The following is a 17,148-nucleotide window of genomic DNA, read 5'->3' on the forward strand; positions in this document are numbered from 1 at the left end:
CGGTATGGGGTGGGGCGATCTATCTGATGACGAATGGACTCGGCTGGCGGGATCTGTCGTCCCGTTTCGGGAAGTGGAAGACGGCGCACGACCGTCATCGCCGGTGGTCCGCGGACGGCACGTGGGAGAGGCTTCTGCGTACTGTCTAGTCCGCCACGCCACCCGGCCCGACCATCTCGGGGGCGACAAAGCGTACTCGTCCTGCCGCAACCGGCGCCCTCTGCGAAGGCGGCAGATCAAGCACATGATCGCCGAACCGAGAGGCCAGCGGGCCAATCGCCGGCGCCGCGGCAGTAAGGGCGGCCGGCTCACCGAGCCGATGAGACGGCATACACATCGCCGATACGTGCACCGCCACGCCGACGTGCCCTCATCTCAGGAGACCGGCACACCGTGACGGACACCTGCGAGGCAGGTTGCCAGTGCAGGGTGTGGGCCGGAGCGTTGGAATCCGGGACGGCCTCCATGTGTACGGCGCGCTTGGCCAGCAGACGCTCCAGTTTGTCGAATTGAAGGTGACGGTCGAAGCGGCCGTACCGCGCACGAAGCACCCTGTTGACAGTGCTGCCGCCCCAAGAAAGCCGATGCACCTGCAGGGTGAAGTGGTGGCCCACCCACGGATGGTCCCGCGATTCACGGCTCCAGAAGAACTCGACCATTCCGTAGTCGCGCCACATGCTCTGGTCGCCAAAGGAGTTCTCGGCAAAGCCGGAGCCCAGGATTGCGGTGACCTGGTCAGGACTGTCCGTCGGCTTGGCGCCAAGGACCGTGCCGGACGCGATCACGTCCATGTAGAACGCGAGGGAATGCGGTGTCAACTGGTCTTTCCTTGAGGGACTGAGAAGGCCGACAGAGACCGCCTCAGCATAGGTGACCAGTACGAGTACGCCATGAGGATCCATCGGGCAGGCCCCAGCCAACTGAACCCCCTCGCCGCCCGGTTGGCCTTGGCGCCGGGTGGGCAGGCCGTCCAGCACCGGGTCTAGGCGTACGGTAACGGCAACCGCAGCGAGGCTGCCTGGCCATCCATACACTCATTCCGTAGGGTGTGCTGAACGGGGGACCCTCAGTGGTGCCCGTGCCTCAGCGTCTTCGCGGACCGGACGCTGTGGTGGGAAAACGTCGCAAATTCATCGGTCGCCCCTCGTCGCGTCACGCTTGAGTCTTGGGACGAGGTTATCGCTACCCTCCTCAAGCTTTCCCGAGGAGAAATTGAGGCAGTGAACCAGCTCGGTTGGCAGGAGTGACAGTGAAGGTCACGTCAGCGGGGGCGACCTCTATGGGGACTCCTGTCTGGGTCCAGTCGTCGTCACAACTTCGCCGTACATCAGCCTTGCGCGGGCACCGTTGACGACTTGGAGGCTGGACGCCAAGCAACCTGTCCCATGGCTCCTCACCCTCGGCGAGAGACCGTACTCTTTCCTGGTCTGAACAAGCTTCGTCTTGTTCCCTCGCTGTGAAATAACGATCCCGGATCCTCATGCCGGCCCTCACCCAACGCCTTAGCTCACAGTTCGACGTTCTTTCGCAGCCGCTCCCTTGCCCCTGCCCCGCCTTGGTCGGTTCCGCTCAGGCAGGCGGCGAAGTCTGCTTCGCCGGACGAATTTCAGTCGCTCGCGCCGAGAGCCTGCGCCAGTGCGTCGAGGGTCACGTCGACGATGGCGCGCAACTGCTCCGTGCTCGTTCCGGCCCTGCTCATGACGGCGAGGGACTGATTCACGGCCGCAAGGTGAGCCGCGAAAGACTCGGCCGCCTCGTCGCGCAGCCGGCCGGCCTTCAGCGCGGCGCGCAGCCGGGTGTGCTGGCAGCCGATCGCCTCCCGTGCACGCGCCGCAACGCTCGCGCTCAGCACTGGGGTTGCCATGACGGTTTGGGCCACCAGGCACCCGTTGGGCACATGGGGGTCCGCGATGCGTTCCAGGGTGACGTCGAAGAACGCCCGCGCGGCTGCAAGGGGCTGGTCGGCGGCGCAGGACAACGCGGCGTCGTACTTGTCTCCGTAACGCGTGGCGTAGCGCTCCAGACAGCGTATGAAGAGCGTGTCCTTGTCGCCGAGGGAGGAGTAGATGGAGCTGCGGTTGAGTCCGGTCGCCCGGGACAGGTCGTCCAGTGACGTGTCCGCGTAGCCGGCCCGCCAGAACTGGGTCATCGCGGCATCGAGCGCCGTGGCGACGTCGAACTGCTTCTTGCCTGCCATGCCACACCTCCCTCCTGCTCCGCCTTCTCGGTGGCGACCATTATCCCATCTTGAACCAATCAGTTCAGCATGGGATAGGGTGAGGCATGATCATGGTCGGATACCCCGCAGGATCACAGCGGTTGCCCGTCCGCCGCGCCATTGGCCGCCACCCTGGTTGTCGCGCTGCCGTTCACCCTCACGGCGCTGAGTGCTCTGGGTTTGGCGCCGGCAGACGGCCTCACGGTTCTGCTGATCTCGCGTGTGCTGAACGGCGTGGCGACCGTGCTCATCACCGCGATGCAGCGTCGGCGATCGCGGAACTCGCGCGCGAGCGTGGAACGGCAGCCGTGCTGAGCGCCGCCGCCAACAGATCGTCAACACACCTCACGCCAGTGGAGGAGAATCATGAATGACCCCGCAAGCGCTTCCCGCGCCTCCGGCAACCCGGTGCGCGACCTGCCGCTGCCCGACCTGGCCGGTTTCACCCACCGTTGGGTCGACGCGGACGGCGTCCGGCTGCACGCGGTTGAGGGCGGTCGGCCGGACGGTCCAACAGTCGTGCTGCTCGCCGGGTTTCCGCAGACCTGGTGGGCATGGCGGAAGGTGATGCCGAACCTGGCCGACCGATTCCAAGTCATCGCGATTGACCTGCCGGGCCAGGGCCACTCCGAACGCCCGGACATCAGCTATGACACGCACACGGTCGCTGCGCACGTCCACGCCGCGGTCAAGGCGCTCGGAGTCTCGACATACTGGCTGGTCGCCCACGACATCGGCGCGTGGGTCGCCTTCTCTCTCGCCTTGAAGTACCAGAGCGAGTTGCGTGGCTTGGCGCTGCTCGACGCAGGCATACCGGGCATCACGCTCCCTGACGCCATTCCGACCGATCCTGAGAAGGCGTGGAAGACCTGGCACTTCGCCTTCCACCTCGTGCCCGACCTGCCCGAGACACTGCTCGCCGGCCGAGAAAGGGAGTACGTCGGCTGGTTCTTGAAGGTCAAGGCCCTCTCCTCCGATACCTTCGACGACGCCGAGATTGAGCAATACGCCGCGTCCGTGGCCGCCGATGGGGGCCTCCGTGCATCCCTGGCCTACTACCGGGACGCCGCCCAGTCGGCGCAGAAGAACCACGAAGCGCTGGAACAACAGCGCCTGAGGATCCCGCTTCTTGGGATCTCCAGCAGCAACGGCTCCATCCCCGACATGGCAGCTTCCATCAGGCCGTGGGCCGACCACGCCACCGGCATCGTTGTGCCGGAGGCAGGACACTTCATCCCCGATGAACAGCCCGACGCAGTCGCTGCCGCGCTGACCGACTTCATCACCGAAGACGATCGAGACTGAGCGCACCCGGCTGGTCACCGAGGCCGGAGGAACCCGGAGCCGATATGTGCCCGGCGGCCACGCATGCTGACGGGAGCGACGTAACCGCCATGGCAGGCAGAGCGCGGTTCTGGCAGCTCATTGAGGCAGCCCGCAACCAGGTGTCAAACCTGAACGACGGCGAAGTCGTTGCCCGCCAGGCGGCGTCGATGACGACCTGGTGATTGGTGGAGTATCGGTAGTTCTTCGACTGCTCGGTGACCTGATGGTCGCGGGTGGGGGCCGGGGCGCCGTCCACGATCAGCACAGTGTTCTTGCGGAACCGCTTGCGCTGATGGAGGGCGAGCGCGGGTCCGAGGTGGGTTCGTCCGCCAGTACGCGGCAGACCAGCAGCACTCGGTCCTCCAGCGGCAGGATTGCTGCCTGCCGGAATCTCGCTGGGCGGTCTCCTCATCGGCCGGTACCGTGCGGATCAGGATCGGGGGGGGGTGGGCTCGTGCGTCCAGTGCTGTTGGTGGATGTGGACGGACCGTTGAATCCGTATGCCGCGAAGCCGCATCGACGTCCCGAGGGATATGAGACGCACCGGCTGCTGACGCCGCGCTGGGAGACAGCCGAGCGGCGTCGGCTGGCAGAGTGGGGGCTGCCGAACAAGCCGGTGAAACCGCTGCGGGTGTGGCTCGACCCGCGTCACGGCCCGGCGCTGGACGCGCTTCCATTCGACCTGGTGTGGGCGACGACGTGGGAGGAAGAAGCCAACGTCTTCGTCGCACCGGTACTGGGATTGTCCGAGCTGCCCTTCATCGCCTGGTCCTCACCGCGGGCCGAGCCCGGCGGCGGCGTGTTCTGGAAGACGCCGGAGATCGTCGCATGGGCGAAAGGCAGGGCCTTCGCTTGGATCGACGACGAGATCACAGAGGCGGATCGTGCCTGGGTGAACGAGCACCACGACGGCCCCGCGCTACTGCACCGGGTCGACCCTCGATTCGGCCTTGCCACCAACGACTTCGCCGCGCTGGCGGCATGGGCGACCAGCCTGGACTGACTCCAAGAGCATCCGACGGAGCCTGCCATACGGTTCCGCACGATCATTACGGGACAGCTCTTGGTCGAAGAAGAACGTCTGCTCCCGGCCGCTCCTTGGTCGCATGCCGATTCGGGCCGGCTTGGCGCCGAAGTCCGGGTCGGCGGACTCTCCTTCCAGGTCTTCGTCCTCGGCCCGGTTGCGCTGATGCCCGACCGGCGCAACGAGCGAGGCCAACCATTCCGGTCGTCGTTGGCTGATGCTCAGTAGGCAGGCATCGAGCCGTTGCTGCCGGACCGGGGCCGAGGCGGGGGGGGCGACGGTGGCGAGATCACCGGCAGGTATTCGACGCGATCGCGTTTAAGTACAAGGAGGCTCCGGCTGGCGAGCCGCGCGGCCATGCACTCGGACGGTCCCGCGGTGGACTGGCCACGAAGATTCGTCGGGCCGCCGACGGTCGTTGCAGGCCGCTGGTCTCCGCCGTCACACCTGGTCAGGCCGGGGACGCACCTGCATTCCCACAGACTATGGTCCGCTCACAGGTCTCACAGGTCTCACAGGTCTCACGGCCGGTCGACCGGCTGCGGGAGACCTTGGACGTGGTCCTGGCCGAACACCGTCGAGCGGTGCATCAACAAAGAGATGCTGCCAGGTACGCCCACGCCGTTCTGCCTGACATCAGAGTGACCTCCACGCGCGCGTAGTCGTCGACCTCATAGTCGTCTGCTGCGGCGAGCTCGCTGTCAGTCAACTCCAAGACGGCACCCTCAACTGAATCGGTCGGATCGTCCGACGGTGTGACCAGGAGGTGCCGGTCGGTGCCGCTGACCGCGATGACATCAGGATCCGTGATCACGAGCTCCGTTGTGCGGTATCCGGGCAGTGCGTCGCGGCGTCCCTGTAGAAGACGGCCGAAGCGTGCGAGCTGTACCTCGCTCATCTGCAACGTTCCGTAGGTGAAAAGGGCGTGAGGGGCGGTGAGGGCCATTTCGTTAACACCTGAGTTTGCATCGTCAAGAATGGCTATGAGGCTAGCAAACTCAGGTTGAGGGGCCCTCTCGCCGTCCTGCGTGCAGCGCGTGACGGGGCGTCTGAAGGAAAGGCTCTGGCCGAACAGGCACTGAGAGTCTGTCTTTGAACCCCCGTCGTTCGCGCGCAGCGCGGGCGTAGCGGCAGATTGGGGCCTCCCATGCTCGAGTGGAGCCGAGAGCTTGGGGGAGTGCGTGTCGGGCGTCGGGGCGCAGGCGGGGGTTCAAAGACAGGCTCTTAGAGGTCCTAACAGAAGCCGTTGATCATGTGACTGTCGGCTTGGTTGTTCGTTGGTCTGGTCGTGGGAAAGAGCGAGTCGCGTCCGTGGATCGTCTCGGACGAACGGTGGTCGCTGATCGAGCCGTTGCTACCCGAACCGGGTCCGAAGCTGGTCGAGGGGCCGCGGGTCCCGGGCCGGCAGGCCTTGTACCTTGACTTCGACCTGGTTGGTGTCGGCCTTGGCTCCCCACGCCGTGCTATTGATGGCGCCGAGCTTGTCGAGTTCATCGTGGATGGCGGCAAGTTCGGCGGTGCTTCGTTCAACGAGCTCCGGTTGACCACCGGCAGCCCGGACAGTCTCTGCGGCTGCCTGGTCGGTGACCGTCAGCACGAGGCATCCGTCCTTGGCATACACGCCCCCAGTCCGGTCGTCGCCGAGTCTGTCCACCAGCACGGCCGCCTCGGCGGGGTCTGTGAGTGGAATCTCTTTTGGGTATGTCCCATGTGGCCCCAGGGTTTCATCGACAGTGCTGGAACGGATGTGCGAATCGAGATGGCAACTCTGGGCGCGCATGCTGCTGTTGGTGCTGTCGATGCTGAATGTGGCAGTTGCGCTTCCGCTTTCTGGTGAGGGCAGGTTCGTCACATGCGCGGCCGCACCTAATGCCCGGGCAGACGGTGCGCTGGGCTGCCGAGCCGCGAGATGGCACGTCGCAGCAGCTCGGGACTGAAGTCGTGGGTTTGCCCGCGGGCGTGTCGGTCCAGCAACGACCGTGGTTTGCCCGCGTTCTGGTGCAACGGTGGGGTGTGCTCACACTCGTAGTCGCTGAAGGCGTGGGACCCGCAGTGTGAAACCACCTGGCCCACATCTTCCGCCCACTGGGCAGGGTCACCGGCAACTGTCGAAGGTGGACAAACTGCTTGCTCAGGGGGAAAAAGAGATGCTCGCGCTACTGACCCCGCCGGAACGCGAGCAGTTGACCCGGCTCCTCGCTGCCCTCGCGGATCACCATGGCCAGAACATTTGCCGCGAGGGGGCCACTCCTGCCTCGCTCCGGCCGCTGAGCCGCGGCTCGCACTCCGAAGCCTCCATCCCTACGGCGGATCGTGCCCCGCATGCGGCGTCGGACCGGGGAAGGCGTGTCCCAACGACGACCGCGTCGGACCGGGGCATGCGCGGCAGGCTTCCAACGTCGAACGTCTTCGCCTGATCCTGCGGACTCGCGAGGCCAAATCCCGGCCTCCCCATCGGCGCGGGGAACAGTCACAAGTGTTCACCCGCAAGCCCTGGGGGCTGGCCACGGCTGGGCCGTCCGGGGCGCCCCGGGCGGTTCTCGCGCTACAGCAGTCCGGCCAGCGGCAGGACCCGCTCGGTGAGTCGTCCGCGCAGGGTGCCCGCCGCGATGTCGCCCTCGGCGAGCCAGTCGGCAGCGACCAGCAGATCGGCGTGCTCGCCGACGTCTTCGACCGCCAGACCGCAGAACGCGGCAGCCTCGCTGAGGATGAGTCCGCCGTCCTCGACGCGTCCGAGGCGTCCGTCGGGGCGGGCGTGGGCGGCGGCGTACAGGGCGAGCAGCCGGGTGGCCGCGCCCGCCTTCTTCTTGCGGAGCTTTCGGTCACCGGCCACCTTCTGCGCCCAGCCGGAGATCCGGGAGCGGTTGCTCTTGCCGAACACGAACGGCCGGGGATGCTCCGGCAGCAGAGCAGGGACGGTGAACGCGGTGGGGTCCTCGGGCCGGGAGGCCATCACCTCGCCCGTGGTGCCGGGCAGACGCAGCCACCCGTCCTCGACCAGCTGCCCGAGCACCCGCTCGGCATCGGCCTGGAGCCAGCCGGCGAGGTCCTGGCCGGTGAGGTTCCCGCTGCCGGCGCGTGCGGCCCGCAAGGTGAGCATGAGCACGGCCAGGCGTACCTCGGCCGTGGGCCGCGGAGCCTGAGCGCGGACATACTCAAGCACAGTACGGGCGTGTCCGCCCTGCGCCCGGGTCAGCAACCGCTCCACCACCGGCCCGTCTCCGCTGCTCACCGTGCCGCCGCGGTTGGCGTGCATCTCGCGGCTGGTCTGGGCGGCCTTCTCGGCCCGGTGCGCCTCACGGCGCAGGGAGCCGTCACCACTCACGTCGGCCCACAGACGAAAGGCGCGGGCCTTGCGTTCGTGGAGCTCGGCCAGCAGCGCCAGGTCGGGCTCGGTGCGCCGCTGGTAGATGCGGAATGCCTCCCCGAGCTCGACGAGTTCCAGGCGCAGGACGTCGGGCTCAAGGTCGTGCGGCACCACCCGTTGCGCGATCTTCCCCGACCGTTTCGCCCGCCGGGACGCCCCTGCCGGTGTGGAGGCGCGGGCACCAGGGACGGTCGCCGGCGGCGCGGCGCGAGATGACCGGGCGCCGGTCGTGGGGGAGGAGTCGTGGTCGGAGAACACCACCGTCACACCGCCTGCGGGCTCCCGCCCCGATGCCGTCTTTCCCGCCGGGGCAGCCCTGACCGGCGTGGTGCGAGCCGGAGGCGGTGCGGTATCCAGGACTCGGCAGCCGGGGGTGGCGGCCGCGCACCGTGCACACATTTCGGCGATCCGCCACAGCCGCCCGGCGCGGTCCGCGGACACGGCCAGGACCACCGGGCCGCCGCACCGCACCACCGCGGCTGGCGCCTGCCGCGCCACACCACGCCGCTGATCGAGGACGTCGGGGATGTGCCAGGCGCAGTCGACGGCGTGGCAGGCGCACCACGCCTCGGCGCGCGGCCCGCCGCCCTCGCGGATGCGGGCCAGATGCTGGTTGAGGTGGCCGATCGCGGCTTTGCGCCCCGCAGCGGCTCCATCAGAGAAGCGCTGATCGGCGCAGGCCGGGCGGGAGCAGGAGAGCCGCACCGCACCGGCTGAAGGGTGCCCGTCCGGGGCCAGGCGCACCGTCCACACCCGCCCTGCGGCACGCTCCTCCTGCTGCATGCCGGTCTCCACCGCCATGTACGACCCCCCGTCTTGATCCGTTATCCCGGGCGGTCCCATCATCAGGGAAAGAGCGGTCCCATCATCAGGGAAAGAGGCTGATCCACCCATACGGGACGGAATTTTCGGCTCGGCGCGTCCTGTTCGCACCGGCATCGGCGCCCAACCACCTGTCGCCTGACCCGGCGTGATGATCTGTGGCGGCCACATACCAGCGGGATCCGACCACGCCGGAGCACGGTTTCGGCTTGGATGGTGACCGGGACCGGGCTGGTGCGACGGCCACCTCGGGCCAGCCGTCCGCACACGACATGGCCCCCCGTCCTGCGCGCTGCGCATTTGGCCTGCGCCACTCGGGTTCCTGGAGTCGCCGAGCCGTCGGGTGTGGTCGATCACCCTGATCGTCGGGCTGGTTTGCGGTGGAGTGGCGTCGCCACCCGTGTCCCGTGTCAGGAAGGCGCCTGCTTTCGATGGTTTCCTGCGGCAGGGACAGTCCGAAGTGTGCGCCGATGGCCGTCAGTGTCCGGCGTTGTTGTTCGTGTGTCGACAGTTCTTCGTCCATGCCCAGCATGTCGTCGATGGAGTCTTGGGGAGCGATGGCCCCGGCCTCCTCGAGGGCCGGGCGCAGCAGGTCGGGCTGGGCGCCTGCGGGGTCGTAGTCGGCGCCCAGCTCCAAGTGGAGCTGTACCTCGCCGTCGGCGTGGTAGCTGAAGAAGGAGGGCGGGTCGTCGGGCCGTGGATCGAAGATCAGTACTTCGGCGCCGCGGGATACGGCCGGATCCGGGGCCCAGCCTCCGCTGCCTCCGCTCTCCACGATGAACGCCCAGTTGCTGGGGGCTGAGACCCCTGTCTCGATCAGCTTTTTTGGCTGGTCGAAGCAGACAACAGAGCTCGCACGGAGCTGAGGTGCCAGCTCTCAATCTTCATGCGACACACCGAGGTCGTGGCGCATAGCGGTTCTCATAGTTCGGAGCATCTCCCAGGCCTCGTACTGGGCCTGGGCCGCGGTCTCCATCGTTTCGCCTGATTCGGGGGCACCTCGTTCGGAGCCGCGCTGGGTGAGTAGCGCCCCTCCCAGGGTTCCTGCGACGCCTGCGACAGCGATGATCACTGAGCTGAGATCCACCGACGTACCCCGTGAAATTCTTCGGCCTCGTGCCCGCTGCACATGGCCCAGGCCGTCAAGTTTGCCGCTCCTCGATGTTCCGGGGTTTGGTGCCCTTCTTGTGGTGGGCGGGGCGGCTGCCGGACCCTGGCGGGCGTGAGCCTGTTCGGCCCCACGAGGTAGCCAGCCCGGCTCGGTTTGCCGCCGCCTCCGCAGCCGTGCCACGACCTCCTGTTCCGGGTGCCCCAGCACCGGGTCGGCGGGCAGCACGACCCGTACCGGAAGGGGCGTGTCGACTCGTCTGCGTCGTTGGAGAGGGGCACCACAGCCCTACCGTAAGCAGCTGCCGCGCTGCGGCCCTTCTAGGCTCTCGCTATCACCGGCGCGAGATCAGAGCCCGCCACGGTCTGATCGTCTCCGGCCCCTGGGCAACGGGCAAGTCCACCGCCATCGTCCATCAGGACTGACGCCTCGTACGGTCCGGGGCACGGCGCACTGGGCGCGCCGTGCCCCGACTCCGCATCAGCTCAGAACTCCTCAGCTCAGAACTCCTCAGCTCAGAACTCCTCGGCTCAGAACTCCTCGTTGGTGACGAGGGCGTTGCCGAAGACGTCGTACACCGAGACGTAGCCCTCCTTGGAGTCCTTCCAGTCGTCGAAGGCCGCGGCGAGCGCGCGTGCGGTGGCCATGGGCTCCTTGACCGGCGTCGTCCCACCGTTGATGTCGGTGGAGATGTAGGCGTTGCCGGTTCTGTCGTCCCACTCGCCGATGACGCGCCGTACGCGGGACGCCGCCTTCTTCTGCTCCTGGGTGCCGTTGGCCTCGACCCACGCGCGGAAGTCGTCGGCGTTCTTCCTCGACTGCTTCTTGTCGGTGTCGGGCGGTAGGGTCTCCTGCTCGGTGGCGGTGCCCTGGGCCGTCGTGTCGGTCAACTCGCAGCCACTCGTGAGGCCGATGGCGACGCACGCGCCGAGGGCGAGCGCCGCGGATCGGATCAGCCGGGGTCGCATCACGCGCTCCTCCCTCTCAGAACTTGATCGCGTCGGCCTTGTCGTTCCAGTTGCCACCGTAAGCGTAGGAAATCTTCTTGAAGTTCGGGTACCGGGTGTATCCGGCCCCGAGGAAGAGGTGCGGGTCGGGCATGCCGGTGCGGAAGTCGTACAGCTCCACACCGCGCTGGGGGCGGTTGACGTACGCGGAGGACGCCTTGTCCCGGAAGCTCGGGCTGTACTGGTCCAGGTGGCGGGTCTTCGCGGTGTCGTACGTCGGCCACTGCAGGCGACGGCCCTTGAAGTCCGCGTCCTGCCACAGGCACACCCAGCTCTTGGGGCAGTCCAGCCAGCTGCTGCGCAGGGCAGTGGCGGCCGGCGCAGCCTTCGGGGCGCTCTGGGCGGCCGCGCCCTCGCGCGCCTGCGGAGTCGGCGCGTGTTCGGCGAGGTAGGCGTCGGCCTCGGCCTGGTCGTCGAAGCACTCCATCGTGCCGTCCTGCGAGACCTCGGCGCAGACCTGCGCGCCGCCGAGGTCGTCGGACCGGGAGTCGATCTTCTCGCCGTGGTAGTACATCTCGACCTTCGGCGCGTTCTCCACCTCCTGGTGGACCTGCGCCTCCTCTTCGGCGGTCGCGGTGCCGGAGACGGTGCTGGGCACCTCGGGGAGGGAGCTGTCGGCGAAGGCCGGAGCGGCGGTAATGCCTGCGGTCGCGAGGGCGAGGGCGGCGGCGGCCATGGTGGTGCGGGCGCTGATGTGCACGGGTGTTCCCCAGAAAGACGTCATGTTCGAGCGGATCCATGGAGCTCCGGGTTCTCCGGAGCGCGGATCCGATCAAGGAACGTAATGCGTGGAGCGTGCACCGATCTAGCGGATGAATCCGCTTAAAGCCGACAAGTGCCACCCACCCCATCTGTGGCGTTAAGCATGGTTGTACGGCGAGGGATAACAGCCCAATCAAGATCGACTCACGGCGCGGTCAAGCACGTCGTGACGCGGCGTCACGCGGTGACGAGTCCTCATATGTCCGTCGTGGCACCCGGTTTACGGCCACCCTTATCTACGCCTTACGATGATCAATCCCATTTCCCCCACACCTCACAGCTTGACCGGCAACGCACCGACATCACGGGAGAAGACCCGTAACACACCATCGGTGCTGCTTTGCCATGCGCCAACTGTGAGAGGAAGAGCATGAGTTGACATCGCACATACGGAGACCGGCACGCGCCGGGATCGCGGGCCTCGCGGGCCTCGCGGCCGCCGCGGTCCTGGCCGGGCTGATCCAGACCGGCACGGCCCACGCCGCGCCCGACGGCACGACCGTCGCCTCCCAGCCGAAGTCGGCCGGAGACGGACCCGGTTCGGGTGCCGTCGCCGACCCCGACGAGAAGCTCGGCAAGGGCTGGGACACCTCGAAGGACCGGGTCGTCACCGCCGCCGCCGACTCCGAGGGGCTGCGCATCCTCGCCGCCGCGTCGGACGAGGCGTACGCGTGGAAGACCGCCGCCGTCCTCAACGAGCCCGGAATGCCCGCCGATTCGTGGATCGGCAACCAGTGCGTCATGGACGACTCCCATGTCGCCGCCGTGTACGCGCCGCGCGCGTTCACCAACAAGCCGGACCTGATGCAGGGCGGCGCGTTCACCGCGATCGTGAACACGAGGACGGGGGACGTGACGAAGCTGCCGTTCACCGGCACCCTCGCCTACTTCGACCCCACCTGTAACACCACCACGCACACCGCGGCCTTCACCCAGTACCGCGACATGAACGACGTGTCGCAGGTGAAGACGCAGGTGATCACGGTGGACACGGCGGGCAAGACCATCGCCAAGATCGGTGAGCTGCGCGGCCAGGTGTCGTCGGCTGCGCCCGTGAAGGACGGTGTGGTCGCCGGTCTTGGCCGCGACCTCGTCCACGTCGACGGCAAGGGCAGGATCCGCAAGGTCGCCGAGGGCGACAGCGTCCCCTTCGACATCCGCCCCATGGGCGGCGACCGCGTCGGCTTCGTGGACCGCAAGGGCACGAAGACGGCGCAGGCCAAGGTGTACGACGGGCACGGCGAGCCCCGCACGATCGCCACCGGCCGCCTCGGCGACCTCGGCCTCGAACCCGGCGCGCGGGGCCGCACCTTCCTGACCGGCGAGGCCAAGGACGTACGACTGCGGGACAGCGGGGTCACCCGGGTCGACGCGCCCGCCGACACCGACCTCTCCTCGCACGGCCGGCTCGCCGTCGAGCCCGTCCTCACCCCCGGCGTCCGCGCCGGACTGACCCGCATCAAGGGCGCGGGCAAGGGCTTCGACAAGGCGCATGAGCCAGAGGCGGGCGTGCGTTCGCGCTCCGGCCGGGCCCCGGGCACCGCGGACGACGAGACCACCATCACGGTGACGTCGACCGCGACGACCACCGGCGAGGAGGTCGAGCAGCGGGTCGAGTCGGCGCAGCCGCGCACCACCGCGGGCCTCTCCCCTGCCCTGACCGGCGACAGCAAGCCGCGCACGCTGACCCGCGCCTCGGCCGTCAAGACCGCGGCCGCGTCCGTCTCGCACGATCCCGTCGACACCGACCGCTGGTGCTCCGTCTCGCGCAACGACATGAGCGCCCAGGCGTTGCAGCCGACGCCGAACCAGGTGGAGTGGGCGGTGGACATGGCCGTACGCGGTGAGCTGCGCGCCAAGTGGATCCGCCAGGGCGACTACCGGGGCCAGGCGGGGCTCGGCACGATCGACCCGCAGGGCCTGTTCCCGCTGCCGAAGCTGAACGGGGGCGGCCGGATCCCGGCGAGCGTGCTCCTCGGCATCCTGGCGCAGGAGTCCAACCTGTGGCAGGCCGAGTCCGGCGCGATCCCCGGCCAGATGGGCAATCCGCTGGCCGCCGTGGACGGCTACTACGGCCACAAGGCGAAGGACACGCTCCTCGGCTACTGGCGCATCAACTGGGACAAGTCCGACTGCGGTTACGGCGTCGGCCAGGTTACCGACGGCATGCGCCTGAAGGGCCACGAGAAGAAGGACGAGACGAGCCTCGACCCGAAGCTGCAGAAGGTCATCGCGGTCGACTACGCGACCAACATCGCCGCCTCCATGAAGATCCTCGCCGACAAGTGGAACGAGGTCCACAAGGACGGGCAGAAGATCACGGTCAACAACGACGATCCCTCCCGCATGGAGAACTGGTTCACCGCCGCCTGGAATTACAACCTCGGCTTCAACCCCAAGTCGGAGTCGGGCAAGAACGGCGGACACTGGGGCCTCGGCTGGTACAACAACCCGGCCAACCCCATGTACAAGAAAGGTGCCTGGGACCACCCGTTCATGGATGTCAGCCTCAACGCGAACAACATCCGTGACGCGGCGCACCCGCAGGACTGGCCGTACGAGGAGAAGGTGATGGGCTGGTCCGCCTGGTCCATCGACACCGGCTTCTCCTACGGCACGGACGGCAAGCAGGACTGGAAGGGCGAGTCCGGCTTCAACACCGCCGGGTTCCGTCCCGCGTGGTGGGCGAGCATCGCCGACCGCTCCCGCGTCAGCCCGCCGCTGGACACGTTCTGCAACAAGAAGAACAACTGCGACCCGGCCAACCCGGTCGACTGCCCGGACGAGGCCTGCTACCGGCAGTTCTGGTGGACGCAGGAGAAGGCGGTGTGGAAGCCCGACTGCGACCAGACGTGCGGGCACGAGAGCATCAAGTACGTCACGCTGCGCTCCGAGCCGGGCCGCGGCTACCGGCTGAAGAACGGCGACCCGGTGTGCGGGGGCGCCCCCGCGGGCTCCGACGTCGTCGCCTCCGTACCCAACGGAACGCCGACCTGGTCCACTTGCGGCAAGGCGTCCTCGACGGGCTCGTTCCAGTTCACCTTCCATCCTGACTGGGACAAACACTACGAGGCGAAGGCTGATCTGCACTCCATCGGCGGCGGCCACGGCGGCCACTTCTGGTACACCCACACCCGTAACGAGGACCACCTCGGCGGCGACGGCAACCGGATGACGATCGAGGGCGAGTGGACGGCGGGCAAGAAGTACGACCTCGCCGCCGTCTACGCCTACGTCCCCGACACCGGGGCGCAGACCAGGCACGCGACGTACGTCGTCAGCGGCGCGTCCGGCGGCCCCTACGAGCGGGTCGTCGACCAGAACGCGAACAACGGCAAGTGGGTGCCGCTGGGCGCCTACAAGTTCACGGGCACGCCGAAGGTGAAGCTCACGAACTACACGAAGACGGGTAACGCGGACCGCGACATCGCCTGGAACTCCGTGGCGTTCAAGCCGATCAAGGGCAAGTTCGTGCACCGCTCGCTGACCGCCGCGGCGATCTTCGACCCGAACCAGGAGCTGAACTCCAACTGGCCGGTGTCGACCGAGATCAACTCGCCGGTGCAGTCGATGAAGGCGCTCTACGACTGGGGTCTCGGCCTCGCTGACCACGGCCCGCTGTGGAACAACCCGGAGGGCGCCGACGCCGTCGGCATGTCCTCCAAGGCGCGCTGCCCTTCGGCGAAGGCCGTCGGCGAGTGCACGGGCCAGAAGACGTGGGACGCGGCCGACAAGTGGGCCAAGGAGATCAAGGCGGGTGGCTGGAAGCCGCGCGCCGACGGCTCCGCCCCCAAGCACTCCATCCCGCGCTGGATGGCCATGTCCAACGAGCGGCCCGACCCGGCCGAGCCCGCGTCCAAGGCGTACGCGGACCCGAACAGTTACAAGATCAAGTCTGATGTGAACGTGACGTTCGTGGTCGGCGAGGACGGGAAGATCGTCGACGGCAGCGTGGGGTCCGACTACCGCGCCCGCGTCGGCAACGCCCACCTGCCGCACTTCGTCACGGACATCATGCAGGCGATCGAGGCGGACTACGGCATCCCGGCGCCGGACATCGACTACACCACGCAGGACGCGCTCGAGTACGGCAACGTCCACACGTCCCACCCCTACAAGGACGGTGACACCCCTGGTCAGGCGTACTTCCCGCACTTCCGCGGCGCACGTCTGGACGACGCCAAGCAGTGCGTCGACTTCCGCGGGGTCGGCGGCGGTGTGCACGGCTACCGGGCGATGATCGGCCACAAGTCCGTCAACGACAACGTCAAGGCGTGGGTGGACCAGGTCAACAACGACCTGGAGACCAACCACACCGTGCGGCGGTTCGCCGGGGACGTCTACTCGATGTTCTTCAAGAACACCGGGAAGTGGAACAACAACATGTTCGGCTCCATGATCGGCAACGCCCCGCCGATCTGGCAGGACATCGCCGCGGCCTTCTGCGCCGACGGCTCCGTGAAGCCGACTCACCTGCAGAAGAACAGGGACGCCAACCCGTCCGACGGCATCGTCTTCCAGTCGTACATGCCGGACCTCTATCTGTACGTGGACGACCGGCTGACCGACAACCTCGGCCGGAAGTCGAACCACCGCATCAGCGGCGGCGACTGGCGGAACTTCTCCAACTTCCCCGCCACCGCGCCGAACGGCAACGCCTACGCCTCCTGCTCCGCCTACCACCGGGGCAGCGGCGGCAACCCGTGGGGCGTGGACGCCCCCGTTCCGTTCCTCGGGGACGGGCCGGGGAACCGTCCCGGCAGTGTGGTGCACTGTGACGAGCCGGCTAACAAGTTCACCGAAAACCTCACCCGGTGACCCGGAGTGGGTGAGTGAGCGCATGACCGCCGACTGATCCGATGCACGAAGAGGGGGGACGGACCGGCCCGCACCGGCCGGCCCGTCCCCCCTCCGCACGTCTAGGGAGAAATCCTCATGGGCTTTCTGTACTTGGCCTTCTTCGCCGCGTTCCTCTACCTGGTGCCCGTGGCCCTGCTCTGCAGGAAGGTCGCGATCAAGACAACGGTGAAGATGGGCTGGACCATGGCTTTCCTGCTGATCGTCTTCCCCGTCATCCTGCTGGTCATCGGCGGCGTGGTGGACGCCAAGGGAGCCGCGTCGTAGGCATCTGCCGCATCACGCACAGAGGGGGGCCTGCACACCTACCAGCTGTGGTTGCACCAGGAGTATGGGCCCGTCGCGCGCTTCCAGCTGCCGGGCGTGGAGATGGCCGTCTCGGTCGCCGACCCCGTGCTCCTTGAGGCCGCGGCACACATCGACAAGCGGCCCGAGCCGCTGTTCGAGTTCCTTTCACCGCTGTGCAGCTCACCGGTGGTGAAGTCAGTGGCCTGTGGTGAGATGGTCGCGCTCTGTCGGTGGCTGCGGAGGAGACCGACGCCTCGCGTCGCGAGTTCTTGGAAGGCTTCCCTGAGGGGTTCGGCCTGGTCGAGGGAGACTCCTGAGCTGCCCCCTCTTCATAGAGCAGGACCCGCTTGCGGAGGAGTTCGAATCCTG

The 17,148-nt window shown here is 67.6% G+C and carries 13 protein-coding genes and 2 pseudogenes; 6 read left to right on the forward strand and 9 right to left on the reverse strand.

Annotated features, from left to right (window positions below; all coding sequences use genetic code 11):
* Positions 1-2 precede the first annotated feature (2 nt).
* Positions 3-313: pseudogene (locus ACI2L3_RS13085) on the forward strand (transposase); the annotation flags it as partial.
* Here ACI2L3_RS13085 and ACI2L3_RS13090 read toward each other — a convergent pair.
* Both ACI2L3_RS13090 and ACI2L3_RS13095 read right to left on the reverse strand, forming a co-directional pair.
* On the reverse strand, positions 309-977 hold the full coding sequence (locus ACI2L3_RS13090) for a hypothetical protein (protein WP_404752414.1): 669 nt from the start codon (positions 975-977) through the stop codon (positions 309-311). The pseudogene ACI2L3_RS13085 and the gene ACI2L3_RS13090 sit on opposite strands and share 5 nt — an antisense overlap.
* Before the next feature lie 629 nt (positions 978-1,606).
* Positions 1,607-2,197: a TetR/AcrR family transcriptional regulator gene (locus tag ACI2L3_RS13095; protein WP_404752415.1), complete on the reverse strand. Its 591-nt coding sequence runs from the start codon at positions 2,195-2,197 to the stop codon at positions 1,607-1,609.
* Between the two features lie 141 nt (positions 2,198-2,338).
* On the opposite strand from ACI2L3_RS13095, the gene ACI2L3_RS13100 reads away from it, so the two are divergent.
* Together ACI2L3_RS13100 and ACI2L3_RS13105 are read left to right on the forward strand one after the other, a co-directional pair.
* Positions 2,339-2,533, forward strand: coding sequence for a hypothetical protein (locus tag ACI2L3_RS13100; protein WP_404752416.1), 195 nt, complete (start codon positions 2,339-2,341; stop codon positions 2,531-2,533).
* A gap of 51 nt (positions 2,534-2,584) precedes the next feature.
* On the forward strand, positions 2,585-3,523 hold the full coding sequence (locus ACI2L3_RS13105; RefSeq protein ID WP_404752417.1) for an alpha/beta fold hydrolase: 939 nt from the start codon (positions 2,585-2,587) through the stop codon (positions 3,521-3,523).
* A 172-nt stretch (positions 3,524-3,695) separates the two neighbouring features.
* On the opposite strand, the pseudogene ACI2L3_RS13110 reads toward ACI2L3_RS13105, so the two are convergent.
* Positions 3,696-3,916 (reverse strand): annotated as a pseudogene (locus tag ACI2L3_RS13110) (IS5/IS1182 family transposase); the annotation flags it as partial.
* A 91-nt stretch (positions 3,917-4,007) separates the two neighbouring features.
* Between ACI2L3_RS13110 and ACI2L3_RS13115 the strand changes: the two are divergent.
* The gene (locus ACI2L3_RS13115; protein WP_404752518.1) at positions 4,008-4,547 is read left to right on the forward strand and encodes a hypothetical protein; all 540 of its coding nucleotides are present in this window, start codon (positions 4,008-4,010) and stop codon (positions 4,545-4,547) included.
* 610 nt (positions 4,548-5,157) lie between these two features.
* Here ACI2L3_RS13115 and ACI2L3_RS13120 read toward each other — a convergent pair.
* From ACI2L3_RS13120 to ACI2L3_RS13145, 6 genes are all read right to left on the reverse strand, one after another.
* Complete coding sequence (locus ACI2L3_RS13120; RefSeq protein ID WP_404752418.1) at positions 5,158-5,514, reverse strand: gamma-glutamylcyclotransferase family protein; 357 nt, start codon at positions 5,512-5,514, stop codon at positions 5,158-5,160.
* Positions 5,515-5,922: 408 nt separating this feature from the next.
* Entirely contained in the window at positions 5,923-6,420 is a 498-nt protein-coding gene (locus tag ACI2L3_RS13125; RefSeq protein WP_404752419.1) for a hypothetical protein, read from the reverse strand.
* A gap of 693 nt (positions 6,421-7,113) precedes the next feature.
* On the reverse strand, positions 7,114-8,736 hold the full coding sequence (locus ACI2L3_RS13130; protein WP_404752420.1) for a hypothetical protein: 1,623 nt from the start codon (positions 8,734-8,736) through the stop codon (positions 7,114-7,116).
* Between the two features lie 67 nt (positions 8,737-8,803).
* Positions 8,804-9,631, reverse strand: a complete 828-nt coding sequence (locus ACI2L3_RS13135) for a DUF6461 domain-containing protein (protein ID WP_404752519.1) — start codon at positions 9,629-9,631, stop codon at positions 8,804-8,806.
* 764 nt (positions 9,632-10,395) lie between these two features.
* Positions 10,396-10,833, reverse strand: coding sequence for a hypothetical protein (locus ACI2L3_RS13140; RefSeq protein ID WP_404752421.1), 438 nt, complete (start codon positions 10,831-10,833; stop codon positions 10,396-10,398).
* Positions 10,834-10,849: 16 nt separating this feature from the next.
* Entirely contained in the window at positions 10,850-11,596 is a 747-nt protein-coding gene (locus ACI2L3_RS13145) for a peptidase inhibitor family I36 protein (protein ID WP_404752422.1), read from the reverse strand.
* A 413-nt stretch (positions 11,597-12,009) separates the two neighbouring features.
* On the opposite strand from ACI2L3_RS13145, the gene ACI2L3_RS13150 reads away from it, so the two are divergent.
* On the forward strand, positions 12,010-16,452 hold the full coding sequence (locus ACI2L3_RS13150; protein WP_404752423.1) for a hypothetical protein: 4,443 nt from the start codon (positions 12,010-12,012) through the stop codon (positions 16,450-16,452).
* A gap of 117 nt (positions 16,453-16,569) precedes the next feature.
* Positions 16,570-16,758, forward strand: coding sequence for a hypothetical protein (locus ACI2L3_RS13155; protein WP_404752424.1), 189 nt, complete (start codon positions 16,570-16,572; stop codon positions 16,756-16,758).
* Positions 16,759-17,148: the final 390 nt, after the last annotated feature.

It is taken from the genome of Streptomyces sp. NPDC029674 (assembly GCF_044903205.1).
In the GTDB taxonomy this organism is placed as follows: Bacteria; Actinomycetota; Actinomycetes; order Streptomycetales; family Streptomycetaceae; genus Streptomyces.

Excerpts from the sequence above, each read along its gene's own strand:
- ACI2L3_RS13095 (WP_404752415.1), bottom strand. The coding sequence starts at position 2,197 with ATGGCAGGCAAGAAGCAGTTCGACGTCGCCACGGCGCTCGATGCCGCG.
- ACI2L3_RS13155 (WP_404752424.1), top strand. The coding sequence starts at position 16,570 with ATGGGCTTTCTGTACTTGGCCTTCTTCGCCGCGTTCCTCTACCTGGTG.
- ACI2L3_RS13105 (WP_404752417.1), top strand. The coding sequence starts at position 2,585 with ATGAATGACCCCGCAAGCGCTTCCCGCGCCTCCGGCAACCCGGTGCGC.
- ACI2L3_RS13130 (WP_404752420.1), bottom strand. The coding sequence starts at position 8,736 with ATGGCGGTGGAGACCGGCATGCAGCAGGAGGAGCGTGCCGCAGGGCGG.
- ACI2L3_RS13120 (WP_404752418.1), bottom strand. The coding sequence starts at position 5,514 with ATGGCCCTCACCGCCCCTCACGCCCTTTTCACCTACGGAACGTTGCAG.
- ACI2L3_RS13140 (WP_404752421.1), bottom strand. The coding sequence starts at position 10,833 with ATGCGACCCCGGCTGATCCGATCCGCGGCGCTCGCCCTCGGCGCGTGC.
- ACI2L3_RS13145 (WP_404752422.1), bottom strand. The coding sequence starts at position 11,596 with ATGACGTCTTTCTGGGGAACACCCGTGCACATCAGCGCCCGCACCACC.